At 61.6% G+C, this 23,036-nt stretch carries 28 protein-coding genes; 18 read left to right on the top strand and 10 right to left on the bottom strand.

The genetic code is table 11. From position 1 onward, the window contains the following. The first annotated feature begins 43 nt into the window (after nt 1-43). Nucleotides 44-409: an SH3 domain-containing protein gene (locus JI748_RS02495; RefSeq protein WP_201634751.1), complete on the top strand. Its 366-nt coding sequence runs from the start codon at nt 44-46 to the stop codon at nt 407-409. On the opposite strand, the gene hemH is transcribed toward JI748_RS02495, so the two are convergent. From hemH to JI748_RS02480, 3 genes are all read right to left on the bottom strand, one after another. Then, nucleotides 410-1,432 carry a ferrochelatase gene (gene hemH / locus JI748_RS02490; RefSeq protein ID WP_201634749.1) on the bottom strand — a complete coding sequence of 341 codons (1,023 nt, stop codon included), beginning with the start codon at nt 1,430-1,432 and terminating at the stop codon, nt 410-412. It abuts the gene before it with no gap. A 79-nt stretch (nt 1,433-1,511) separates the two neighbouring features. After that, nucleotides 1,512-3,107: a HoxN/HupN/NixA family nickel/cobalt transporter gene (locus tag JI748_RS02485; RefSeq protein ID WP_201634747.1), complete on the bottom strand. Its 1,596-nt coding sequence runs from the start codon at nt 3,105-3,107 to the stop codon at nt 1,512-1,514. Between the two features lie 12 nt (nt 3,108-3,119). Beyond that, on the bottom strand, nt 3,120-4,019 hold the full coding sequence (locus JI748_RS02480) for a LysR family transcriptional regulator (RefSeq protein ID WP_201634745.1): 900 nt from the start codon (nt 4,017-4,019) through the stop codon (nt 3,120-3,122). A 144-nt stretch (nt 4,020-4,163) separates the two neighbouring features. Here JI748_RS02480 and JI748_RS02475 point away from each other — a divergent pair, with 144 nt between their 5' ends. Both JI748_RS02475 and JI748_RS02470 read left to right on the top strand, forming a co-directional pair. Further along, nucleotides 4,164-4,586 carry a MarR family winged helix-turn-helix transcriptional regulator gene (locus JI748_RS02475; RefSeq protein WP_201634743.1) on the top strand — a complete coding sequence of 141 codons (423 nt, stop codon included), beginning with the start codon at nt 4,164-4,166 and terminating at the stop codon, nt 4,584-4,586. Between the two features lie 130 nt (nt 4,587-4,716). Further along, nucleotides 4,717-5,193, top strand: coding sequence for an SH3 domain-containing protein (locus JI748_RS02470; protein WP_201634741.1), 477 nt, complete (start codon nt 4,717-4,719; stop codon nt 5,191-5,193). A gap of 53 nt (nt 5,194-5,246) precedes the next feature. Here the strand turns inward: JI748_RS02470 and JI748_RS02465 are convergent, their stop codons facing one another. Further along, a complete protein-coding gene (locus JI748_RS02465) occupies nt 5,247-6,167 on the bottom strand; it encodes a DMT family transporter (RefSeq protein WP_201634740.1) in 921 nt (306 codons plus the stop codon). A 160-nt stretch (nt 6,168-6,327) separates the two neighbouring features. Here JI748_RS02465 and JI748_RS02460 point away from each other — a divergent pair, with 160 nt between their 5' ends. From JI748_RS02460 to JI748_RS02425, 8 genes are all read left to right on the top strand, one after another. Then, the gene (locus JI748_RS02460) at nt 6,328-7,116 is read left to right on the top strand and encodes an SDR family oxidoreductase (protein ID WP_201634738.1); all 789 of its coding nucleotides are present in this window, start codon (nt 6,328-6,330) and stop codon (nt 7,114-7,116) included. Next, entirely contained in the window at nt 7,113-8,999 is a 1,887-nt protein-coding gene (uvrC, locus tag JI748_RS02455) for an excinuclease ABC subunit UvrC (RefSeq protein ID WP_201634736.1), read from the top strand. Before JI748_RS02460 ends, uvrC begins: the two co-directional genes overlap by 4 nt. A 63-nt stretch (nt 9,000-9,062) precedes the next feature. Continuing rightward, nucleotides 9,063-9,422 (top strand): YciI family protein, encoded by a 360-nt coding sequence (locus JI748_RS02450; protein WP_201634734.1) that lies wholly within the window; start codon nt 9,063-9,065, stop codon nt 9,420-9,422. A 227-nt stretch (nt 9,423-9,649) separates the two neighbouring features. Beyond that, nucleotides 9,650-10,723, top strand: a complete 1,074-nt coding sequence (locus tag JI748_RS02445) for a 3-deoxy-7-phosphoheptulonate synthase (RefSeq protein WP_201634732.1) — start codon at nt 9,650-9,652, stop codon at nt 10,721-10,723. A 174-nt stretch (nt 10,724-10,897) separates the two neighbouring features. Beyond that, nucleotides 10,898-11,464, top strand: coding sequence for a CDP-diacylglycerol--glycerol-3-phosphate 3-phosphatidyltransferase (gene pgsA, locus JI748_RS02440; protein ID WP_201634730.1), 567 nt, complete (start codon nt 10,898-10,900; stop codon nt 11,462-11,464). Further along, on the top strand, nt 11,461-11,712 hold the full coding sequence (locus JI748_RS02435; RefSeq protein ID WP_201634728.1) for a MoaD/ThiS family protein: 252 nt from the start codon (nt 11,461-11,463) through the stop codon (nt 11,710-11,712). The genes pgsA and JI748_RS02435 overlap by 4 nt, the downstream gene beginning before the upstream one ends. A gap of 1 nt (nt 11,713) precedes the next feature. Next, on the top strand, nt 11,714-12,160 hold the full coding sequence (locus tag JI748_RS02430; protein ID WP_201634726.1) for a molybdenum cofactor biosynthesis protein MoaE: 447 nt from the start codon (nt 11,714-11,716) through the stop codon (nt 12,158-12,160). Nucleotides 12,161-12,205: 45 nt separating this feature from the next. Beyond that, nucleotides 12,206-13,159 carry a fatty acid desaturase family protein gene (locus tag JI748_RS02425; protein WP_201634724.1) on the top strand — a complete coding sequence of 318 codons (954 nt, stop codon included), beginning with the start codon at nt 12,206-12,208 and terminating at the stop codon, nt 13,157-13,159. A gap of 34 nt (nt 13,160-13,193) precedes the next feature. Here the strand turns inward: JI748_RS02425 and JI748_RS02420 are convergent, their stop codons facing one another. Then, a complete protein-coding gene (locus tag JI748_RS02420; RefSeq protein WP_201634722.1) occupies nt 13,194-14,084 on the bottom strand; it encodes a branched-chain amino acid aminotransferase in 891 nt (296 codons plus the stop codon). Nucleotides 14,085-14,208: 124 nt separating this feature from the next. Here JI748_RS02420 and JI748_RS02415 point away from each other — a divergent pair, with 124 nt between their 5' ends. Continuing rightward, complete coding sequence (locus JI748_RS02415) at nt 14,209-14,727, top strand: MarR family winged helix-turn-helix transcriptional regulator (RefSeq protein WP_407644934.1); 519 nt, start codon at nt 14,209-14,211, stop codon at nt 14,725-14,727. Between the two features lie 26 nt (nt 14,728-14,753). Here the strand turns inward: JI748_RS02415 and proC are convergent, their stop codons facing one another. From proC to JI748_RS02400, 3 genes are all read right to left on the bottom strand, one after another. Beyond that, nucleotides 14,754-15,575 (bottom strand): pyrroline-5-carboxylate reductase, encoded by an 822-nt coding sequence (proC, locus tag JI748_RS02410; protein ID WP_201634720.1) that lies wholly within the window; start codon nt 15,573-15,575, stop codon nt 14,754-14,756. Then, complete coding sequence (locus tag JI748_RS02405; RefSeq protein WP_201634718.1) at nt 15,575-16,075, bottom strand: type III secretion system chaperone family protein; 501 nt, start codon at nt 16,073-16,075, stop codon at nt 15,575-15,577. Before JI748_RS02405 ends, proC begins: the two co-directional genes overlap by 1 nt. Nucleotides 16,076-16,341: 266 nt before the next feature. Beyond that, complete coding sequence (locus JI748_RS02400; protein ID WP_201634716.1) at nt 16,342-16,599, bottom strand: accessory factor UbiK family protein; 258 nt, start codon at nt 16,597-16,599, stop codon at nt 16,342-16,344. 57 nt (nt 16,600-16,656) lie between these two features. Between JI748_RS02400 and lgt the strand changes: the two genes are divergently transcribed. The 4 genes from lgt (at nt 16,657) to JI748_RS02380 (ending at nt 20,426) form a co-directional block, all read left to right on the top strand. Continuing rightward, entirely contained in the window at nt 16,657-17,535 is an 879-nt protein-coding gene (lgt, locus tag JI748_RS02395; protein WP_325166888.1) for a prolipoprotein diacylglyceryl transferase, read from the top strand. Between the two features lie 9 nt (nt 17,536-17,544). Further along, nucleotides 17,545-18,624: a class I SAM-dependent methyltransferase gene (locus JI748_RS02390; RefSeq protein WP_201634714.1), complete on the top strand. Its 1,080-nt coding sequence runs from the start codon at nt 17,545-17,547 to the stop codon at nt 18,622-18,624. After that, a complete protein-coding gene (pgeF, locus tag JI748_RS02385) occupies nt 18,621-19,379 on the top strand; it encodes a peptidoglycan editing factor PgeF (RefSeq protein WP_201634712.1) in 759 nt (252 codons plus the stop codon). Before JI748_RS02390 ends, pgeF begins: the two co-directional genes overlap by 4 nt. A gap of 114 nt (nt 19,380-19,493) precedes the next feature. Continuing rightward, nucleotides 19,494-20,426 carry a ribose-phosphate pyrophosphokinase gene (locus tag JI748_RS02380; protein WP_325166887.1) on the top strand — a complete coding sequence of 311 codons (933 nt, stop codon included), beginning with the start codon at nt 19,494-19,496 and terminating at the stop codon, nt 20,424-20,426. Here JI748_RS02380 and JI748_RS02375 read toward each other — a convergent pair. Together JI748_RS02375 and JI748_RS02370 are read right to left on the bottom strand one after the other, a co-directional pair. Next, the gene (locus tag JI748_RS02375; RefSeq protein WP_201634710.1) at nt 20,423-20,698 is read right to left on the bottom strand and encodes a BrnA antitoxin family protein; all 276 of its coding nucleotides are present in this window, start codon (nt 20,696-20,698) and stop codon (nt 20,423-20,425) included. The two genes, JI748_RS02380 and JI748_RS02375, sit on opposite strands and share 4 nt — an antisense overlap. Continuing rightward, entirely contained in the window at nt 20,688-20,945 is a 258-nt protein-coding gene (locus JI748_RS02370; protein ID WP_201634707.1) for a BrnT family toxin, read from the bottom strand. The genes JI748_RS02375 and JI748_RS02370 overlap by 11 nt, the downstream gene beginning before the upstream one ends. Before the next feature lie 174 nt (nt 20,946-21,119). Here JI748_RS02370 and JI748_RS02365 point away from each other — a divergent pair, with 174 nt between their 5' ends. Together JI748_RS02365 and pth are read left to right on the top strand one after the other, a co-directional pair. After that, nucleotides 21,120-21,746 (top strand): 50S ribosomal protein L25/general stress protein Ctc, encoded by a 627-nt coding sequence (locus JI748_RS02365; protein ID WP_201634704.1) that lies wholly within the window; start codon nt 21,120-21,122, stop codon nt 21,744-21,746. A 66-nt stretch (nt 21,747-21,812) separates the two neighbouring features. After that, entirely contained in the window at nt 21,813-22,511 is a 699-nt protein-coding gene (pth, locus tag JI748_RS02360) for an aminoacyl-tRNA hydrolase (protein ID WP_201634701.1), read from the top strand. Nucleotides 22,512-23,036 lie beyond the last annotated feature (525 nt).

Below are 23,036 nucleotides of genomic sequence, written 5' to 3'. Positions count from 1 at the left end.
AGGGGCGGCTCTTAGGGGCCGCCCACCTGTTATGGAGCTACCGATGCGTGTCATAGCCATCCAGGCATCCGCCGTCCTCGCCGCGGCGACATTTGCAACACCCGCTTTGGCGATCACCATCACGGCGCGCGTTTCAGGCGGCGCCACCACCGTCCATGCGGGCCCCGGCGACCGGTACGACATCGTCGGCCAGATCGGCGCCGGCGAAGAAATCCCGATCGATCAGTGCACTCAGAACGACAGCGACTCGCGCCATGGCAGCTGGGGCGACGCCGGCATACCGCTCAATGGTGCCAATGCCACGCAATGGTGCCGTATTCCCGATTATGGCTGGGTCCGGCGCGGCGATATCGTCGGCCGTGGTCTGGTCAACGTCACTCCGCCCGACTTCAGCGGCGCTGGCTGGTAGCTACAGCCAGCCCATCAGCTCGCGGCGCACCATGGCCTCGATCATGTCCATGCCGGAGGGCGAGGCGTTGAGGCACGGGATATAGGCAAACTCTTCGCCGCCAGCGTGCATGAACGTTTCCTTGCCGCCCATGGCTATTTCTTCCAGAGTTTCGATACAGTCGGCCGAAAACGCCGGAGCGAGGATCGCGACTTTCTTCAATCCCTTGCCAGGCAGAGCTTCGAGCGTCTTGTCGGTATAGGGCTGCAGCCATTCCGTCGGCCCGAAGCGGCTCTGGAACGTCACCATCAGCTTTTCCTTGGGCCAGCCAAGATATTCCCGCACCAGCCGCGTCGTCTTATAACACTGGCAATGGTACGGATCGCCCTTCTTGAGGTACTCGACCGGCATGCCGTGGTAGGAGGTAATCACCACATCCGGCTCGAACGGAAGCGCTTCGACGCCGTCGCGGATCGAATTGGCCAGCGTCTCGATATATTTCGGATCTTCGAAATAGGCGGGCGCGGTGCGCACCGCGGGTTGCCAACGCATGGTTTTGAGCGCGTCGAAGGCCTTGTCGTTGGCCGTCGCGGTCGTGGTGGCGGAGTACTGCGGATAGAGCGGCACGAGGAGAATCTTCTGGCAGCCCTCAGCCTGCATCCGCTTCAGCACGCTTTCGGTCGAAGGATTGCCATAACGCATAGCGAAATCGACAACGATATCCTCGCCCCCCAGGCGCTGCGCTAAGTTCTCCGCCTGGTCGCGGGTGATGACGCGGAGTGGACTTTCGTTTTTCTCGCGGTCCCAGATTTGCGCATAAGCATGGCCGCTCTTTTGCGGCCGAAAACTGAGGATGACGAGGTTGAGGATCGGCCACCACAGCAGCTTGTTGGTCTCGATGACGCGGGGGTCAGAAAGGAACTCGCGCAGGTAACGCCGAACATTCCAATAGTCGGTTCCGTCCGGTGTCCCGAGATTGAGCAGCAAAACGCCGATCTTCTGCTTGGGAACGGAGGTATGGTCGGGAGGAAGATGTGCGGACATGAGCAAGATTGGAAAGGTTCCAGATTGGCCGGCACCTTAACCTTTTACGCCCATGCCGCAAGGCGGCGATGGGTCGCGTTTAAAAGGATGCGATCAAGAGAAGGATACCAAAGGCCAGAACCGCAATAGCGCCGATGAGTTCTGCCCACCAAAGCACATGCCCGGCAGTTCGGCTTTCGGTGCCGCCGATCCGCGCGGCCAGCCCTTTGGCCATGACGGCCAGAGTAGCGAGGGCTGCGACGGTGATCGCTGTGCCCAGACCCATCAGCAAGACCGCAGCGATCCCTGCGGCAAGCAAGCCTTGCGACAAGGCAAAGACCAGCACCACCAGTGCCCCCGAACATGGCCGTAGGCCGACCGCCAGTACGACACCGAGCTGCTCGCGCCAGTTACGCCGCAAATCCCCGGGGCCTATAGCGTGGTGCATATGATCATCATGGGCGTGATGGTCATGATCGTGGTGACCATGGTGCTCGTGTCCGTGATGGTGATGTTCATGATGGTGACGACCAAGTCCGAAGAGCTTGCGCACCACCAGCCAGGCACCAAGCAGCGCCACGAGCGCATAGGAAACGACGCCCACCCAATGTGCAGCTTCGCCCATCGCCGTGCTGGTGAGGTTCAGCACCCCGGCAAGAACGAGGACAAAGCCGATCGCTACCACCGATTGCAAAAGCGCAGATACCGCACTGAGAACAATCCCCTGGCGCAACTGCCGTTCATTGGCGAGCACATAGGAAGAGATGACGACCTTGCCATGACCAGGCCCGGCGGCGTGGAAGACGCCATAAAGGAAGCTCAGGCCGCCAAGTACCCAAAACGCAGTCCAGTCGGTGCGCAGCGCGTCGAGTGCGCCGGTCATGGCTCGATAAAAGTTGCGTTGCTGTGTCTGCAGCCAGCCGAAGAAGCCGGTCCGCGGCAGGTCGAGACCCACTTCTGGCGGTGGTCCGCCGAACGGTGCAGCGGGCGCCCGCTGCGCCATCTCGGTCACAGCCTCGACAGCTGTGGCCGGAGGCGGAGCGTCTCCACAACCGATCACCACCATGCCCTGCGTGCCGCGCATCGCGGCGGCGAGATCGGGCGGCAGTTCCAGCACCTCTGGGCCCAGCGCATAAAGCCGTTCTTCTACCGCGCTCGACATCGGCACGGGGGGTTCGAGCGTCACGGCGCAATCGTTCGGAGCATTCTCGAGCGTCACGTCGCCGACCTCGGCAATGCCGATGGCCACATAATATTCAGGATCGTAGATGCCGATCTCGAACCGCGGACTTGGCGCTTCCGGCGCGACCGCAGCAACGCTGAAATCGAGCGTCACCCGGTCATTCTCGTAGGTCATGCGCTGGTCGCCGGCAGGCGTAAAGTCCATTCCGTCGCCGGCATAGGTGTAGAAGCCATAGTCGGCGAGACCGACCATGTTCTCGTCGGCCAGCTCCTGCATTTCCGCGGAGCTGACGGTGCCGTCCCCGTCGGTATCGAGCCCCTGCACCATCCAGACCGAAAAAGCGCTGTCAAATGTCCAGCTGTTCCGCAGGCTCGCGATACGGCCCTGCGCGTCGAAGCCGACGGACAGCTTGGCATCGATCAGAATGTGCGGATGCGCCAAAGCCGGCTGGCTCATGGCCGCAAGCAAGAGAAGCGAAGCGGCAGTCCAATTCCGCCAGCGCGAAAAGCTCAACCTCTTGGGTCCTTAATGAATGGGATGGGTGGCGAACCACTCCACCAGATGGTCGATCAGCGCCCGAACCTTGCCGGCAAGGTGCCGCCGATGGGGATAGACGGCTTGCAGCGTCTGACCGGTCGGCAGGAACCCCGGCAGGACCGGAACGAGCTCGCCCCGCTGAACGGCAGGTTCTGCCAGATAGGAGGGCAATACGACAAAACCGAGACCCATCACGGCCGCAGTCAGCGCTGCCAGGGGGGAGTTGACGCGCAAGGGCCCGTTCACCGGAACCGAAATGGTCTTGCCTTCTTCGGTAAACCGCCAGTTCGATTGGCCCTGCAGGTTGACGTCGATGATGCACGGCAGGTGCCGCAGGTCCTCGGGGTGCTGCGGCGTCCCTGCCCGCTTCAGCAGCGCCGGAGCGGCGCCGATCACCACATGCATGTCGGCGATCTTGCGCGCAATCAAGGACGAATCCGCCAGCGTGGAGATACGCAAGGCGACGTCGATGCCTTCATCGACCAGGTCGACATAGCGGTCCTCAAGGCGCAGATCGAGCTGCACCTTGGGGAACTTCTGGAGGTATTCGAAGATCGCTGGCGCCAGCGTCGACTCGCCGAAATTGCGCGGCGCCGAAACCCGCAACAACCCGCGCGGCTCAGCGGTCTGCTCGGTGATGGTGGCATCGAGATCGTCGAGTTGTTGCAGCAACCCCGAGGCTTCCCGGTAATAGGCTTCTCCTGCTTCCGTAAGGCTCAGCTTGCGTGTGGTCCGGTTCATCAGCCGGACGCCCAGATAGTCCTCGAGATCGGTGACATATTTACTGAGCAGGGCCTTGGAGCGACCATGCTGGCGAGCCGCCGAAGAAAAGCCGCCCGCATCGAAGACTTGGACGAAGGCACGTATCCGGGCAAGGTCCTGCGTCATGGCGATCCGTGTCGTCTAGCGGGTATGAACCCGCATAACGCATCTATGTGGACCGAACAACATGGGCTCTTGGTCGTTCGGCGATTAACGATAGGATGGAAGCCGCATCGACGGCACAGAGGAGTTCGGACTATTTTCCCGCCTATGTCCAGACCTTCCCCACGATCGGCACTCTACCGGTTAATCGAGGCCGGCCAGCTTGCGCATCAGGCGCTGCTGGTTCCTGTGCTCGAAAAGGGACTGGAGCCGGGTGACGACGCAGTGCTCTTCGTGCTGGGGCGGTCAGGGACGACGGAAGCTGATCTTGCCAATGAGCTGGGCCTGCCGCTCGACGCCTTGTCCCTCCGCATCGAACGGCTTGCCGAGCGTGATCTGGTGACCCGTCAGGCTGTCGGCCCACTGCTTGAACCTGGGCTTGCCCTCACTGATCGCGGCACGCGTATCCGCAACAGCCTTGCCGATCATTGGGCGCAGCTCGAGGAAGCTTTGCTCGGCGAGTTGAAGCCCAAGCAACGGAAGCGCTTTACCGCTGCACTTGGCCGCTTCGTCGACCTTCTTCGCCTCTGATCAGGCCGGGAACTCGGCCAAGCGCAGTCCGTTTTTGGCTTAATGGCTCATTCAGCTTGGGTTCATCCGGGATGAGCTTATCTGCCTTCACCGGCGGAAAACGCCACTCGCTTTCTCGGAAAGGATTACCATGACGATCCGGAAGACCTTACTCGCATCTGGTTTGGCGGGCCTGACCCTGCTGGCCACTGCCGCTACTGCCTTTGCCGCCCCTGCCGTTGCCACCGGCAATGTCAACGTTCGCTCCGGTCCGGGGACCGGCTATGGAGTCGTCGATACCTTGCGCCGCGGTGAAACGGTCGACGTTCAGCAGTGCCGCGGCAGCTGGTGCTACGTGCAAAAGCGCGGCCCCGATGGCTGGGTCTCGTCCAACTATCTGTCGCGTGGCGGCGGTTGGAACGATGACGATTGGAACGGTGGCTACAACCCACCCCCGCGTCCGCCGGTCTATGATCCTCCGCCGCGTCCGCCACACTGGAACCCGCGTCCCCCGCGTCCGCCCCACTGGAATAACCCGCGTCCGCAGCCTTATCCGGTCTACCCATCCAACCCGGGTGCAAGCTTCTGCTTCAATGGCCCGAACGGCTATTTCTGCGCCGGCAACTAAGCCACTCCTCAGCGCCGCCCCTCGTGGCGGCGTTTTTCATTCGTCCGACTGGATCATTCATGCCCCGGCAGGGCCTCTTGGGGAGTGACCGAGACTTTGCGGACGCGCTCGCGTGCCATGATCACAAGGCCCGCGGCCACGATGATGGCGGCACCGACAAGCGAGATCGGATCGATCCATTGTCCGAAGACGAGGATGCTGAGAACGATGGCCCAGGGCAGCGAGAAATAGTTGAACGGCTGCACCGTGCTCGCAGGCGCCATGCTTAGTGCAAACACCATGAGCCCGTGCCCGGCGCAGGTGGTGACCATGATCAGCACCGTCATGGCCAGCTCGGTCCATCCCATCGGCTGCCAGAAAAACACTCCGACCCCGGTGGACAGCACAAGACCGACCACGGCGGCATAGGTCATGCTGGTGGCGGCGCTATCCACCCGGCTGACCTTGCGGGTCAGGACGATGTAGAGCGCATAAAGCGTTGCCGAGGCGAGGCCGCAGAAGACACCCCAGGTCAGGGGCACGCCGCCGGGTCGCATGATCAATATGGCTCCAAGAAAGCCTACGCCGACAGCCGCGAAGCGGAAGATGCCCACCTTCTCGCCGAGCACGAGAATTGCGAACAGCGTCACCAGCAGCGGATAAACGATGACGATCGCCTGCAGCTCACCAAGCGGCACGGTCTGCAGCGCCAGCGCGAAAAACCAGATGTCGGCGATCAGCAGCGTGCCGCGCACCACCTGCCATACCGGCACTTTCGACCGGAATGCCTGCCGCAACGGCGCCTGACGCGCCACGAGGAACAACGCAAACAGGGCAAAACCCCAATAGCGCATCATGGTCATCTGGAACGGCGAATGGGTCTGCACCAGGATTTTGGAAACAGCATCCTGGACGCCGAACACGGTAACGGTGATCAGCGTCAGAATGATCGCGCGACCGACATGGTCGGTCCGCTCGCTGGCTGGGGTGGTCATGACGAGGCTCGTGCAGGAGAAGCAAACTGGCGCGGAGGTGTTCACCAGTATCGCTGCCTATACCTCCTGCCACATCTTGTCATGCCTGGCAGGATAGTGAGCGCTGATACAAACTGCGCCGGATTGAAGAGGGCGCCGCAACCGGCCTATGGTTCGCCCGATGTCCAACACCAGCAAAACCACCGCGAATCAGTCCCAGGCCGTCGTGCTTGTCACCGGCGCCAGCGACCGCATCGGCGCCGCGATCGCCACCAAGCTGGCGTCGCATGGCTACGCAGTCGTGGTCCATTACCGGTCTGACGAAGAGGGTGCCCGGTCTGTCATGAGCCAGATCAGGGCGGGCGGCGGCAAAGCTGACATTCTTCAGGCTGACCTCGGAAACCGAGCCGAGCGCGCCACTGTCATAGAGAGGGCCGCGGCATTCTTTGGTCCCCTGACGGTCCTCGTCAACAACGCCTCGATCTTCGAACCCGACAGCGCCCGCGACGTGACCGAAGAGCTTTGGGACAAGCACTTTGCCATCCACGCCGAGGTGCCGATCTTCCTCACCCGCGACTTCGCTGCCCAGCTTCCGGAAGGCGCCGAGGGCAATATCGTCAATATGATCGACGAACGCGTCCTTGCCCCTTCTCCTGCCTTTTTCAGCTACTATCTATCCAAATCAGTGCTCTGGACCGCAACGCGTACCCTGGCCCAGTCGCTGGCTCCTACGATCCGCGTCAATGCCATTGGTCCGGGGCCTGTTCTGCCCAATTCACGGCAAAGCCAGGCCGATTTCGACGCTTCGGTCGAGGCCTTGCCGCTGAAGCGCCATGCCGGCCCCGATGCCATCGCCCAAGGGGTGCTAACGCTCCTTACCCTGCCCGCCTTCACCGGCCAGATGCTGGCCCTCGATGGCGGGGAACATCTTGTTTTTCCGCCTGAAAGCGGACCAACCCCGCGCCTATGACCGACACAACTGCCCTGCCGCCTCCATCCGGCCCGGACGTCATCCGGGCCTTCGTTCGCACTCTCCCCAATGCACCTGGCGTTTATCGCATGCTCGATGCCGGGGGCGAGGTCATGTATGTGGGCAAGGCCCGCAACCTCAAGGCGCGCGTCACCAACTATACCCGCCCCGACGGACTGGAGCTGCGCCTCCAGCGCATGATCGCTGCGACCGTCAGCATGGAGTTCGTGCGGACCGAAACCGAGTCTGAGGCGCTGCTGCTTGAAGCGAATATGATCAAGCGGTTGAAGCCACGCTTCAACGTATTGCTGCGCGACGATAAGAGCTTCCCCTATATCCACATCGCGACGGACCACGAAGCGCCGGAGCTGACCAAGCATCGCGGCACTCGTCGCCGTCCTGGCCATTATTTCGGCCCCTTCGCTTCAGCAACCGCGGTAGGTCGCACCATTGCCAGCCTGCAGAAGGCGTTCCTTCTGCGCAACTGCTCCGACAGTTTCTACGCCGCGCGCACGCGGCCCTGCCTTCAGTACCAGATTAAGCGCTGCGCCGGGCCCTGCACTCGCGAGATCAGCCTCGAGGCCTACGGCGAGTTGGTCGAAGATGCGCGCCAGTTTCTGTCCGGCAAGTCCGACGCGGTCCGTAAACACCTCCAGGCCGATATGAGCAAGGCGGCCGAGGACATGGACTTCGAACGCGCCGCATTGATCCGAGACCGCCTTGGGGCTCTGGCGCTGGTACAGTCGCAGGGCGACGCCACGGCAAAGTCGGTCGAGGAAGCCGACGTCTTTGCCATCCACCACGAGGGCGGACAGTTCTGCGTCCAGGTCTTCTTCTTCCGTGCCTACCAGAACTGGGGCAACTATCCCTACCGCCCACGCGCCGATGCATCGCTCTCCGACGCCGAAGTTCTTGAAGCCTTCATTGCCCAGTTCTACGAGAACCGCACCCCTGCCCGTTTGGTGCTGGTCAGCCACGAACTATCGGAACACGGCTTGATGGAAGAGGCACTGACCAGCCGCGCCGGTCGCCGCGTTTACATCGAGCAGCCGCAGCGTGGCGAAAAGCGCGATCTGGTCAATCACGCGCTCAACAATGCCCGCGAAGCTCTTGGCCGACAGCTCGCGGAAGGCGCTTCCAACCGCACCCTGCTTGAAGGCGTCGCCAATTGCTTTGGCCTCGACGAACCGCCACGCCGCATCGAAGTCTATGACAACTCCCACATTTCCGGCACCAACATGGTGGGCGCCATGATCGTGGCGGGGGAAGAGGGCTTTTCCAAAAAGCACTACCGGACCTTCAACATCAAGTCCGAGATCACCGCCGGCGATGACTTCGGGATGATGCGCGAAGTGCTGACCCGTCGCTTTACCCGCCTCGCCAATGAAAGCGATGCCGAAGCCGACGAGGTCGAGGATAGCGGCATGCCGGACTGGCCGGACGTCGTCTTCATCGACGGCGGCGCCGGTCAGCTTAATGCCGTGCGCGAAGTCATTGCCCAGCTCAACCTGCCCAAAGAGGTGACCTTCATCGGCATCGCCAAGGGCGAGGAGCGCGATGCAGGTCGCGAAAAATTCTTCATGGAGGGCAAGGACGCCTTCATGCTGCCGCACCGCGATCCGGTGCTCTATTATGTCCAGCGTCTGCGCGACGAGGCGCACCGTTTTGCCATCGGCACCCATCGCGCCAAGCGCAAGAAAGACCAGATCAAGAACCCGCTCGACGAAATCGAGGGCATCGGGCCCACCCGCAAGCGGGCTCTGCTCAATCACTTCGGCTCGGCCAAGGCCGTGAGCCGCGCGTCGCTGATCGATCTGCAGTCCGTGCCCACCATCTCCCGAGCCATGGCCCAGCTGGTCTACGATTACTTCAATCGCAGCTGAAAAATTGTCGAAGCCGGCCGGGCCCGCTCGTCGCTGTGATGAAACACTGTCCGGAGAATACCGATGAAGTTCCTCACCATGGTCAAGACGCTCAATCCAGAGGTCGCCAGCAATCCGCCCGGCGAACTGATGCAAGCCATCGTCCAGCTCGGCATGGAAGCCGGCATCCGCATGACGGAAACCGGTGGCATGGCGCTGGCCGGCACCGTCACGACGCACAAGGGCCAGATGGTCACCGATGGCCCCTATGCCGAGGCCAAGGAGATGCTGGGCGGCTACGCCATCTACGATCTGCCAACCGAAGCCGAAATCGTACACTGGACCGAACGCTTCGTCGATCTCCATAGGAAGCTATGGCCGATCTGGGATGGCGAGGTCACCATCCTGCGGCTCGATGCCTTCAACATGGCCATGGCGGGCTAAGATCCCCTACCAAAGTCGGGACTCGACAAAGTCCCGGCTGTCGCGCTAGCTTGCCGCCATGATCAACGCCGCCACCTTTTATTGGTACTTTAGCTATCCGCTCCCGGCGGAGGCTTTTGCGCGCGCGTCCTGATCCCGACAAGACCAGACCAAATCGCAAGCCAGCCGCCCGACTTCCGAGGCGGCTTTTTTGTGGCCCCTCGATCTAAAACACCGAGGACCACGACATGCTCAAATCCACCGACGACCTGCGCATCACCGAAATAAAACCGCTGCCGACGCCGATCGACGTGATACGCCAGCATCCGCGCACCGATGCTGCGACCCGCACCGTCATCGCTGCTCGTCACGCCTTCCACAATATCCTGACCGGCCAGGACGACCGGCTCGCCGTAGTCGTTGGCCCCTGCTCCATCCACGATCCCAAGGCAGCGATGGACTATGCCCGGCGCCTCGTCGTGCTGCGCGAACAGCTCGGCGACCGGCTCGAAATCATCATGCGCGTCTACTTCGAAAAGCCCCGCACGACGGTCGGCTGGAAGGGCCTGATCAACGATCCCGATCTCGATGGCAGCTTCAACATTGCCGAGGGCCTCAACGTGGCCCGCACGATGCTGCTCGACGTCAACAATCTCGGGCTGCCGGCGGCCTGCGAATTCCTCGATATGACGACGCCACAATACATTGCCGACCTCGTTTCCTGGGCAGCTATCGGCGCACGCACCACCGAATCGCAGATCCACCGTGAACTGGCCTCGGGACTTTCCTGCCCAGTCGGCTTCAAGAACGGCACCGATGGCAACGTCAAGATCGCTCTAGACGCGGTGCTCTCCGCCTCTCACCCCCACCATTTCCTCGCCGTCACCAAGGACGGCCGCTCCGCTATTGCCGCGACCACCGGCAATGAGGACTGCCACATCATTCTGCGCGGTGGCAAAACCACGAACTACGATGCCGCCAGCGTCGAGGCCGCGGCCCAGGCGGCGACCAAGGCTGGCTTAAACCCCGCCATCATGATCGACGCCAGCCACGCCAATTCGTCCAAAGATCCGGAGAACCAGCCCAAGGTCCTTGCCGACATCGGCCACCAGATGGCGGCGGGCGATCGGCGTATCATCGGCGTCATGATCGAGTCCAACCTCGTCGCGGGCTGCCAGGACCTGGTGGCCGGCAAGGAACTGGTCTACGGCCAGTCCATCACCGATGGCTGCATTGATTGGGACACGACGGTCACCGCCCTTAACGCCCTTGCCGATGCGGTCGAGAAGCGGCGGGCCGTGACCACCCAGGCCGTTGCTTAATCGCTTCAGCCGCAGCTTCCCTTCTCCCCTCGCGGGAGAAGGTGGCTCGCGCAGCGAGACGGATTAGGGATCTTGCTAATGTTGGCACCCCTCACCTGCCCTTCGGGCACCCTCTCCCGCGAGGGGAGAGGGAAGACGCTTGACCCCCCGCTGCCCTTCCTGTTCTCTCCCCCCATGAACCGCAATCCGCTGCTTCTCGTTCCCAATATCATCACCATCGCCCGCATCCTGGCGATCATTCCGATCGTCGCCATGGTCATGAGCGGGGACCCGACCCTGCGCATCGTGGCGCTGGTTCTCTATGTTCTGGCGGCTGTGAGCGACTATCTCGATGGCTATCTGGCGCGGGCCTGGGACCAGTATTCCGACCTCGGGCGCATGCTCGATCCGATCGCCGACAAACTGCTTGTCGGCATTTTGATAGCGGCCCTCGCCTGGGATGGCTCGCTATCGGCTTGGGACATGATCCCCGTGACCGCCATCTATTTCCGCGAATTCTTTATTTCGGGTCTGCGCGAGTTCCTCGGCAACAAGACTGTCGTCTTGCCGGTCAGCCAGCTGGCCAAATGGAAGACCACGGTCCAGCTTGTCGCCCTAGCAGTCATCCTTCTTGAAGGCGTTGTGCCAGCTGTCGGTCTTTTGTCCGACATCCTGCTTTGGGCTGCCGGCATCATCACGCTGATCACGGGCTGGAACTATCTACGCGCCTCCTGGCCGCATCTCTCCGGGATCGGCAGATGAAGGTTCTCTATTTCGCCTGGTTGCGTGAACGTCTCAACCGCGCCAGCGACGAGGTTTCGCCCCCCGAAGAGGTAAAGACCCTGGCCGATCTCGTGAGTTGGCTGCGATCGCGAGACGAAGCGCTCGACTATGCCATGGCCGATCCTTCGATTTTCAAGCTCAGCCGCGATGCTCGCATCGTGCCCTGGGATACGCCGCTCGATGGCGCGCAGACCGTCGCTATCCTGCCGCCGATGACGGGCGGCTAAGGTGATCCGCGTCACCGCTAACAGTTTCGACGCGGGCGCAGAGGCCAACCGCTTTGCCGCGTCCCATACCGACGTGGGCGCCATGGTGACCTTTACGGGTCTTGTCCGCTCACTGCCCGACGATCCGATCCTGGCGCTGGTTCTCGAATGCTATGAAGAGCTCGCGACCAACGAATTGGCGGCACTGCGCGAGCAGGCGATCAGCCGCTTCGGACTGACCGACGCCGCCATCATCCACCGCCATGGACGGCTCGTGCCCGGCGAAACCATCATGATGGTGATGACCCTTGCGCCCCACCGCCAGGCGGCTTTCGAAGGCGCGCAGTTCCTGATGGACTACCTTAAGACCGATGCGCCGTTCTGGAAGCAGGAAGAAACGGCGACCGGCGCCCGGTGGGTAGTAACCATGCCAAAAGACAAGGATGCGCGATCGCGCTGGATCAGTTAATAATGCGTTAACACCATCGCCGCATTTGGCGGGAGGAGTGACGCAATGGCCAAATCCTATGTTCATCCCGCCACGCTCAAGAGCCTGTCGGTGCTTCGTCCCTGGCGCACGGCCCTGGCCATCGCCTTCGATTGGGGGCTGATCGCGGCGGCGATCGCTGTTTCGCAGTGGGCGCAGAACCCGCTGGTCTATGCGGTAGCCGTTGCCGTCATCGGCGGCCGCATGCATGGCTTTGCCATTCTACTGCATGAATTCGCGCACCACCGCTTCATCAACGGCCGCAAGGAGTTGAGCGACTGGGTCTGCGACCTGCTTCTCGCTTGGTCGATCCTGACCACGGTTGCGAGCTACCGCACCAACCATCTGGCCCATCACCGCTACACCAATACCGATCAGGACCCCGATTGGGTGTTCAAGCTGGGCAACCGCAAGTTCACCTTTCCCAAGCATTGGCAGGAAGGCGTGCTCGATCTCGTTGGTTATGTCCTGGTCGTGAGCTCGATCATCGATATCTTCAACATCATGGGCCGCCTTCGCCTCCTCGATAAGTCGCCGCTATCCTATCGCCTTGCGCGGCTTGGTTTTTATGTCGCCATGGCGGCTTGGTTCACGGTGCTCGGCATCTGGACGGATGTGCTGCTCTACTGGTTCGTGCCTTACCTGACGGCCTTCTTCCTGTTCATGCATGTGCGCAGCGTTGCCGAGCATTTCGGCAATATGGATTACAGCCATGAGCTCGGCGGGACCCGCAGCGTACTTCCGCACCTTTGGGAGCGGGTGTTCTTTGCGCCGCACAACGTCAATCATCACCTCGAGCACCACCTTTATCCGAGCGTGCCCTTCTACAACCTGCCTCAGCTGCATGCGGTGTTGATGGAGAACCCGGACTACGCGCTCAACGCACACAACACGCGTGGCTATACGACCGGGCTGGTGCGCGAGACCCTGTTCGGCGCGGAGCCGGGATGGCAGGGACAAAGCAAAATGCCCGCCGAATAGGCGGGCATTTTCAGGCTCAGGAAGACAATAAGACCTACTCGGCCGCAGCGCGCTTTGGCTGCACGGTCGAGGCATACGCATCGATCAAGGTGCGGCAGCCTTCGCCCGGCGTGAACTTATAATCGCCGATCAGCGACACGGGGGTAACCTCCGCTGCGGTGCCGGTGAGGAAGCACTCGTCGAACTGCGACAGTTCCTCTGGCATGATGTGGCGTTCCGTAACGGTGAAGCCGTTTTCCTTGGCCAGCGCGATCAACGTCTGCCGCGTGATGCCGTTGAGGAAGCAATCGGGCGTCGGCGTCGTGATGTCCTTGCCCTTGATGAAGAACACGTTGGCACCGGTGGCTTCCGCCACATAGCCGCGATAATCCAGCATCAGCGCATCGGCAAAGCCGTTGGCCATAGCGTGATCCTTGGACAAGGTGCAGATCATGTAAAGACCGGCAGCCTTGGCCGAAGATGGAATGGTCTCCGGCGACGGACGCTTCCACTTGCTCCATTCGAGGCGAATGCCCTTGAGCTTTTCCTCGACCGAAAAATAGCTCGGCCAGACCCAGGCAGCGATGGCGACATGGACTTTGTTGTTGCGGGCCGGCACGGACAGCTCTTCCGAACCGCGCCAGGCAACCGGGCGCACATAGGCGTCGACCAGGCCATTCTTGTCGAGCACCAGACGCTTGGCAGCCTCGATCTCGTCGACCGAATAGGGGAAAGGCATGTCGAGCGTTGCCGCGGAGCGGATCAGGCGCTCGGTATGTTCGCGGGATTTGAAGATCTCGCCGCCATAGGCACGTTCGCCTTCAAACACCGAGCTTGCATAATGCAGGCCATGCGTCAGCACGTGGATCTTGGCATCCTGCCAGGGTTTGAGTTCACCATCGAACCAGATCCAGCCTTCGCGCTGGTCCATCGGCACGCCGGCCATAGTCCCCTCCGAAAAAGAATGCGCCCTTGCGGCGCTTGTGTCAGTCGATCATGCACTTCGGGCCGACCCTTGGCAAACCGGAACGGCTTTGGGATAAGACCTTTAGTGCGGCTATGGGGACACGATGGCACCGGACCAAAAGAATGTCAACAAGGCTGACATAAATTCCGCACCCGCCGATTGGGCCGACCTGCCGCTCGACATCATGGGCCTGTTCTTTTTCGCCTATCGCGACTTTACCGGCGACGCCGATGCCCTTCTGGAACGGCAAGGCTTCGGGCGGGCGCACCACCGCGTGCTTTACTTCGTCAATCTGCGGCCGGGCATGCCGGTCGCCGACCTGCTCGATATTCTAAAGATCACCAAGCAAAGCCTGGCGCGGGTTTTGCGGCAACTGATCGACAATGGCTATGTCGAACAGCGCACCGGCGATGCCGACCGGCGGCAACGCCTGCTGCATGCGACCGAAAAGGGCCGTCAGTTCTTTGCACGGCTTTCAGAAAGCCAGGCAAGCCGCATAGACGCCTCGATCGACGCCTTGTCCCCGGAAGCTGCGCGCATGGTGCGGCTGTTTCTGGTTGGGATGGTGGACCCCTCCGACAGGAACGTGCTCGACCGGCTGAACCTGACGGGCAAGATATAAGCCGGATCAAGCAGGCGGGGATAAATCTAGCCGCGACCCAGTTCTTCGCTGCGCTTTCGCGCAGCATCGACGGCACGGCCAATCAGCGGTGTCAGCCCATCCTCCGCCATCAGCACCTGGAGTGCCGCGGCTGTCGTGCCGTTGGGCGAGGTCACGTTCTGGCGCAAGGTGCTGGCGGGAGCCTGGTCGATTTCCATCAGCGCTGCCGCGCCGATCACTGTCTGCCGCGCAAGGATCATGGCGACACCGGGCTCGAGCCCCTGCTCCACCGCCGCAGCCGCAAGAGCTTCCACAAGATTGAACACATAGGCCGGACCTGACCCGGAAACCGCGGTCACTGCGTCGAGATCGCTTTCGGCCTCGAACCAGACGACCCGTCCTGCCGCTGCCAGCAAAGCCTCGGCAGCATCGCGCTCGTTGGCAGAAACCGCGGCACCGGCAACCGCGCCCGAAACGCCCTTGCCGATCTGTGCCGGCGTGTTGGGCATGGAGCGCACGACCCGCCCGGTACGCAAGCCATCGGCAAGCCGGTCGATCGATATGCCGGCCATGATGGACAGAACCAGTGTCTGCGGCCCTACGACGCCGATCAGGCTTTCCATGACTCGCCCGATAACCTGCGGCTTGACGGCCAGCACCAGGACATTGGGCTGGAGGCCCGCAGCCTCAGAGTAAAGAACGAGACCGTAATCTTCGGCTAAGTCCTTGGCCGCGTCGCTGGGCGACGGGTCAACCAGCACCAGATTGGATGCCGGCAGGCCGCCGTCGAGCCAGCCCTGCGCCAGGGCCAGGCCCATCTTCCCGGCGCCGATCAGCATGACCGGGCCGATATTGCGCAAGGAGGTCATCAGGCTTCGCCCACCGTTTCGAACATCACGTGGCTAAGGGCATCGGCAGCGGACTTGCCGGCCCAGACGACGAACTGGAAGGCTTGGTAATAAAGGTCGCAGCTATCGGTCGCCGAGCGCAAAAGGGCCTCGCACTGCTGCGGCGACACATCGGCGCCGCCTGTAAGAAGGTGCGAATTGCGGAACAAGACCACGCCTTCCTTGTTCCAGATATCGAAGTGACCGATCCACAGCTGCTCGTTGATGAGGCTGATAAGCTGCTTGATCTCGTTGCGCCGCGCATCGGGGACCTTAAGGTCGAAGGCGCAGGCGATGTGGAGCGACTCGAGATCTTCCATCCAGTTGAACGACACGTGGTAGTCAGACCAGCCGCCGCGTACCGAAATCGAAATTTCGTCGGCGTCCTGACGCTCGAAGGTCCAGTCGTTGATGGAAGCAATGTGCTCCACCAGGTCCACCGGATGAGAAACCCGGTCGGGCTCGAATTCAATCAGGGACATCCGCTCGTTCGTCCTCGGAAGCGTTGCAAACCTTGCGGGCCAGCGGCCGGCAAACGGGGGTACGCAAGAGAACTAGCTTGCCGCAACAACGGCTTACGAATCGTCCTCCTTCGATCAACCTACACAAGGTCACTGATTCAGGGGACAAGGTGCGGCAGGGAGAGGACAATCTCCTGTGGATGATGGTGCGACTTAAAGATTAACGCCAAATTAAAAACCCCGCTCCGGCTGTACCGAAACGGGGCTCTTTTACAAACTTTGTTCGACTAGAGATCGAGCGGGGCAGCGGGGCTGCGCAGCGCCGCGATTTCCTTGCGCAGCGCATCGATCTCTTCGCCCTGCACCTGCACCAGTTCACGCAAGGCGTCGAAATCTTCGCGCTTGACGAGTTCCATGTCGTTGACGATGCGCTGGGCCTGGCTCTTGACCACCGTCTCGACTTCGCGCCGCACGCCATCGGCAACACCGGCGGCTTCGTTCATGACCCGACCAAGGCCGTCGAAAATGCGGTTGTTCTGGTTCATCTGTCGTCTCTTCCGTGAATGTGCTCTTGCACCGATATGTAGGGCAGAGGTCCCGCCTTGACCAGAGCGGGCGAAGCGGCAATGGTCCGCGCCAGCGTCAAGGATTGTCCCGTGCCCTTCCCCAATATTGATCCCATCGCCTTTGCCATCGGCCCGATTGCCATCCGCTGGTATGCGCTGGCCTACCTCGTCGGAACGCTCTTGGGCGCCGCTTACGGCTATCGGATGCTGAGCAAGCAGCATCTGTGGCATCGCGGCCATCCGCCCTTCCCGGCCAAGGACATCTGGGACTTCGCTTTCTGGACCATGCTGGCCATCGTCATCGGCGGGCGGCTCGGCTATGTGCTGTTCTACAACCTGCCCTATTATCTCCAGAACCCCATCGAGATCATCAACACGCTCGATGGCGGCATGTCGTTTCATGGTGGCATGCTGGGCCTGGCGTTGGCCGCAATCCTCTTCAGCCGCTCTAAGGGCGGTAATTGGCTGTCCTCGCTCGACCTCATCGCTTCGGTCGCAACGATCGGCATCTTTCTCGGGCGCATCGCCAACTTCATCAATGGCGAGCTTTATGGAGCCCCGGCAAGCGTGCCATGGGCCGTGATCTTCCCCACCGATCCGATGCAGGTACCGCGTCATCCGAGCCAGCTTTACGAGGCGGCTCTCGAAGGCCTGCTGCTTTTCCTAGTCATCCGCATCGCAACCCATGTCTTTTATGCACTGCGCAAGCCAGGTCTCGTCGCCGGCATCTTTGCCATCGGCTATTCGCTGGCCAGAATTCTTGTCGAATTCGTTCGCTTGCCCGATGCGCATATCGGCTACCTGTACGGCGGCTGGCTGACCCAGGGCCAGCTGCTGAGCCTGCCGATCCTTTTGGGCGGCATCATTCTCGTCGCCTACGCTGCGACGCGCCGCGAAAATCCGCTGCGGCCATAGGAGCGTGAGATGAGCCAAAGCCTCAGCCTTGAAGAGCAGATCGACCTCCAGATCCGCACTGCTGGGCCGATGTCGGTCGCGACCTATATGGGGCTCTGCCTCACCCACCCAACCAAGGGCTACTACAAGGGCGCCGACCCGCTTGGCGCCCAGGGCGACTTCATCACCGCCCCGGAAATCTCGCAGATGTTCGGCGAGCTGATCGGCTTCTGGCTGGTCAATCTCTGGCAGCAGATGAACGAGCCCAAGGCTTTTACGCTTCTCGAGCTTGGCCCCGGGCGCGGCACCCTGATGGCCGACATTTTGCGCGTCGCCTGCCGGGCACCGGGCTTTCGCGATGGCCTGCAACTGCGTTTGTTCGAGACCAATCCGGCGCTGATGGCGGAGCAGAATGCGCGGCTTGAGGTTTATGACCCCAAATGGCTGCAGAACTTCGATGCCTTCGACGAGGGTCCAGTGCTCGTTGTTGCCAACGAGTTCTTCGATGCGCTGCCGATCCGCCAATTCGTGCGCAAGGCTGACGGCTGGCACGAGCGGCAGGTTGGGCTGCTGGATGGCAGGCGCGCCTTTGGCCTGTCGCCGACACCGATCCCCGCTTCGGCCATGCCGGACGCTTTGGCCAGTGCTGCCGAGGACACGCTGCTGGAAGTCAATTTCGCCGGCGCTGAGGTGATGACGCGGCTGGCCAAGGTCGTGGCGCAACAGGGCGGCGCGATCCTTGCGATCGACTATGGCTATGCGCAGACCCGGACCGGAGAAACGCTTCAGGGCGTGCGGCGGCATCAATTTGCCGACGTGCTCGACGCACCGGGCGAAACCGACCTTTCCGCTCATGTCGATTTTGGCGCACTGGCCAATGTTTCCCGGGGTGCTGGGCTCGCTGCCGAACCGCTGGCGACGCAGGGCGAGTTTTTGACCCGGCTTGGCATTGGCGAACGCGCGTCTGCCTTGTCGCGGGCCAATCCCGGTTCTGCCGACGACGTGCAGGCGGCGCAAAACCGGCTGATCGGCAAGGACGGCATGGGCGAACTGTTCAAGGTCTTCTGTGCGCATAGTCCCGGACTGGCACCGGCAGGCTTCGTGCCATGACGCCGTTCCAGACTGCAGAAACGCTGTCCGAGCTTTCGGGCATTCGCCACGGCTTTTTCGGCCGGGCCGGTGGCGTTTCCGGCGGCGAGTTCGAAGGGCTCAATGTCTCTTGGGCGGTGGGCGATGATCCCCAGATCGTCGATCAAAATCGCGAACTGGTGCGGGACGCGATCGGCATTGGTCCGCTGGTCATCCTGCGGCAGACGCATTCGACGCAGGTCGTGACCGTTAGTGGACCCGTAGATCCGTCGAGCCTCGAAGGCGATGCCATGGTGACCGCGACGCCAGGCCTGGCGCTGTCCATCCTTACCGCCGACTGCACGCCCGTGCTGTTTGCCGACAAGGAAGCCGGGGTCATCGGCGCGGCCCATGCCGGCTGGCGGGGGGCGGCAGAAGGGATTTTGCCAAAAACCCTCGATGCGATGGTGGCAATCGGTGCTGACCTTTCCCGTATCCGTGCCGCCACCGGTCCGACGATTTATGGACCCGATTACGAGGTGGGGGACAAGTTCATGGCAGATTTTCTCGCCATCGATCCTTCGGGTGCCGCCCATTTCTCGACGCCGTCAGGCGGGCAGCCGCATTTCGACCTGCCCGGCTTTGTGGAAGAGCAGCTGCGCGCGGCAGGTCTTGCAGCCGTGGAGCGGGTCGGCTCGAGCACCTATGCTCACCCGGACCGCTACTTTTCGCATCGCTATGCCACACACCAGAAGACGCGCACGGGGCGGCAGATATCGGTGATCGGCCTCGCATAGCTTTATTTACCGCTGCGGCTAAAGTGTCGTTGCGCCCTCTGAACCGACCCGCTAATGGTGCCGCGAAACTGGTAGGTCCCTCCCCTCAGGACCAGTTGATCAAGGATTGCGCCGATGAAGCTGGTGACCGGTAACTCCAACCGTCCGCTCGCACAGGCTGTCGCCAGCTACCTCGAACTGCCGCTCTCCGACTGCACCGTCAAGCGCTTCAACGACAAGGAAGTGTTTGTCGAAGTGCATGAAAATGTCCGCGGCGAAGACGCCTTCATTATTCAGTCGACGAGCTATCCGGCCAACGACAACCTGATGGAGCTGCTGATCCTAACCGATGCGCTGCGCCGCTCCTCGGCCCGCCGCATCACCGCCGTCCTGCCCTATTTCGGCTATGCCCGCCAGGATCGCCGCGCCACCGGCCGCACGCCGATCTCGGCTAAGCTCGTCGCCAACCTGATTGCCGAAGCCGGCGTCAACCGCGTCATCACGCTCGATCTTCATGCCGCGCAGATCCAGGGCTTTTTCGATATCCCGACCGACAATCTTTATGCCGCGCCGATCATCACCCGCGACATTCTCGACAATTATAAGCTGGACAACACCATGATCGTTTCGCCCGACGTCGGCGGCGTGGCTCGTGCCCGCGCCGTGGCGCAGCGGCTGGGAACCGATCTTGCCATCGTCGACAAGCGCCGCCCCAAGGCCGGCGTCTCGGAAGTCATGAACATCATCGGTGACGTATCGGGCCAAAGCTGCATCCTGATCGACGATATCGTCGATAGCGGCGGCACGCTGGTCAATGCGGCCGACGCCCTGCTCAAAGCCGGTGCCAAGGACGTGGCGGCTTATATCACGCATGGCGTGCTGTCGCAGGGGGCAGCAGAGCGCATTTCGGCGAGCAAGCTCAAGGAGCTGGTGATCACCGACTCGATCCTCGAGACCGAAGCGGTCAAGGCTGCGGCCAACATCCGTCGCATGTCGATCGCGCCGCTGATGGGCGAAGCCATCGCCCGCACCGCCAGCGAACAAAGCGTTTCGAGCCTTTTCGACTAGGAAGCCTTCTTGCGCTCCCGGACAAGCGAGGCCAGTTCCTCGTTTATCCGCGCTGGCCAGTCTTCACTCTGCGTCTCGAAATACGCCAGCACGTCGTTGTCGATCCGCAGCGTGACTTGGGATTGACCTGCGGAAGCAGGCGCATCCTTGAAGCGCCCAAACTTGGCAAAAAACTCGTCGGCGGAAACCAGGCCAGCGATTTCCTCGTCGGTCAACGGACGGTTGTCCTCGTCGATGAGGTAGGGATCGGGCTTCGGTGTTTCAGATGCCATACTTCCTGGCCTCCTTATCGTGCATGCGGCGGATGCTTATTATACGTCGGGTCCCGTTACCGTGAGTAAAGACGATGGCATAACGAACTGCTGCAGCCCAACCAAAAGCCACAATGCGGTCTTCACCATAGTCCCAACGCACATCTGGCTGGTAAACCGCGGTGTCCCAATCGAAGTGCAACGCAATCTCGAAGCCAAAACCGCGTTTGAGGCGATTTTCTTCGGATTTGCTTTCGTCCCACTCCACAAGAGCTCTCCTGGCTAGTCCTAAATTATGGCTACTTGAGTCTAGCTTCAAGCGCCCTTGCCCCTACCCCACCTTTCCTCTATATCCCGCGCCATGAAGCGCTCGTCACCCCTGGAGGACGGGCGCGTATGCTGTTGTTTTGACCGCATACACCAACCAGAATGGATGAATTCCATGGCTGCCAATAAAGTGCTCAAGGCACAGGCGCGTGACGGAGTGGGCAAGGGGGCCGCTCGTGAAGCGCGTCGTCAGGGACTGGTTCCCGCTGTTATCTACGGTGACAAGAAGCCCCCCGTCACCATCTCGGTCGCTTACAAGGACGCCCACAAGGCGATCTATGCCGGCGGTTTCAAGTCCCACGTTCTCGATCTCGATGTCGACGGCACCGTCCACCAGGTGATCCCGCGCGACTACCAGCTCGACGTGGTCAAGGACCAGCCGATGCACATCGACTTTCTGCGCGTTTCGGGCAATGCCACGATCCACGTCGAAGTGCATGTGAACTTCATCAACGAAGAAAAGAGCCCCGGCCTCAAGCGCGGCGGCACGCTCAACGTTGTGCGTCACACCGTCGAACTGATCGCTCCGGCAACCTCGATCCCCGAAGAAGTCACCGTTGACCTCTCCGGTTCCGATATCGGCGACTCGATCCACATTTCGGCCGTGACCCTTCCGGCTGGCGTGACTGCTGCGATCACCGACCGTGACTTTACCATCGCGACCGTGGTTGCTCCGTCGGCCCTCAAATCGGCTGGCGATGAAGGCGACGACGCTGCTGAAGCTCCTGCTTCGGCCGAGTAATCGCGCCTCGTTTCTGCTAAGTCTTGGGGCGGCCTCCGGGTCGCCCTTTTTGTTTGGAGCTCCCCCATGAAACTCCTTGTCGGCCTCGGCAATCCGGGCAGCCAGTATGAAGGCAACCGCCACAATATCGGCTTCATGGCGATCGACGCCATTGCCCGTGCCCATGGCATCGGACCGTGGAAGAGCAAGCACGCTGGCCAGATCGCCGAAGGCGTGATCGGCGGCGGGCGGGTGATGCTGCTCAAGCCGCAGACATTCATGAACAAATCCGGCGACAGCGTTCAACAGGTGGCGCGCTTCTTCAAGATCGACAACACGGACATCGTGGTCTTCTACGACGAACTCGATCTTGCGCCCGGCAAGGTCCGGGTCAAGGTCGGTGGCGGCAATGGCGGCCATAACGGGCTCCGTTCGATCGATCCGCAGATCGGGCTCGACTACAAGCGCGTCCGCCTCGGCATCGGCCATCCGGGCAAGGAATTCGTGACGCCTCATGTGTTGGGCGATTTCGCCAAGGCCGATAAAGCCTGGCTCGAACCCTTGCTGGATGAACTTGCGCGCCAGGTCGGGCTGCTGATCAAGGGCGACGATGCCGGTTTTATGAACAAGCTGTCCCTGGCTGTGCAGGGCGAAGGGGAAAAGAAGGCAGAAAAGCCAGCACAGAGCCATGTGCGCCAGGCACGTCCGGCCAAACCCCAGGCCGAGGTGCCGAAGACGGGTCCACTCGCCGACATGCTGAGCAAGATGTTCGGCAACAAGAACTAGGCGCAGGCAAGCGCCGCCCGGCCCCTTGGGCGTCGCGGTTGCACGGTGAGAAGCGGCTTTCGCCCCGAAGTAAGGTTTAGTGAAGAGGCGAAAGCCGCTTCGCACGATCGGGATTTCTTACGCACGCCTCGAGCAGCCCACCCATTGGTGACGGCGATTGTTCAGCCTCAAGGCAGGTGCGCGAGTTCCCATCTCCTTGACGCCCGAACGCTTACCTGGCCGGTGTCGGCATCCACGCACTCGCCCAGGCGACCCCGAGCGACCCGTCTCCCCGCCCGATGCTTCGTCGGCACCGCGTGTGTGGCGGGGATGGGGGGGAGAATGGCACAGGGTGTCGGGGGTGGGGATAAGGGGGATAGATCAGGGCTGAGGCGAGGCCGACAACCCCTTCCGAGCTACGCTAAGGCGCGTCGCGCCTAAGCTTCGCTTGCCTTCCCCTCAAGGGGGAAGGTGAAGGCAGTGGTTAGGCAGCGTTCAAAGTACTCGATGCCTACCTTCCCCCTCAGAGGGGAAGGCAAGCAGAGC

Source organism: Devosia rhizoryzae (assembly GCF_016698665.1).
Lineage (GTDB): Bacteria > Pseudomonadota > Alphaproteobacteria > Rhizobiales > Devosiaceae > Devosia > Devosia rhizoryzae.
This window is presented reverse-complemented; position numbering and strand designations above follow the sequence as displayed.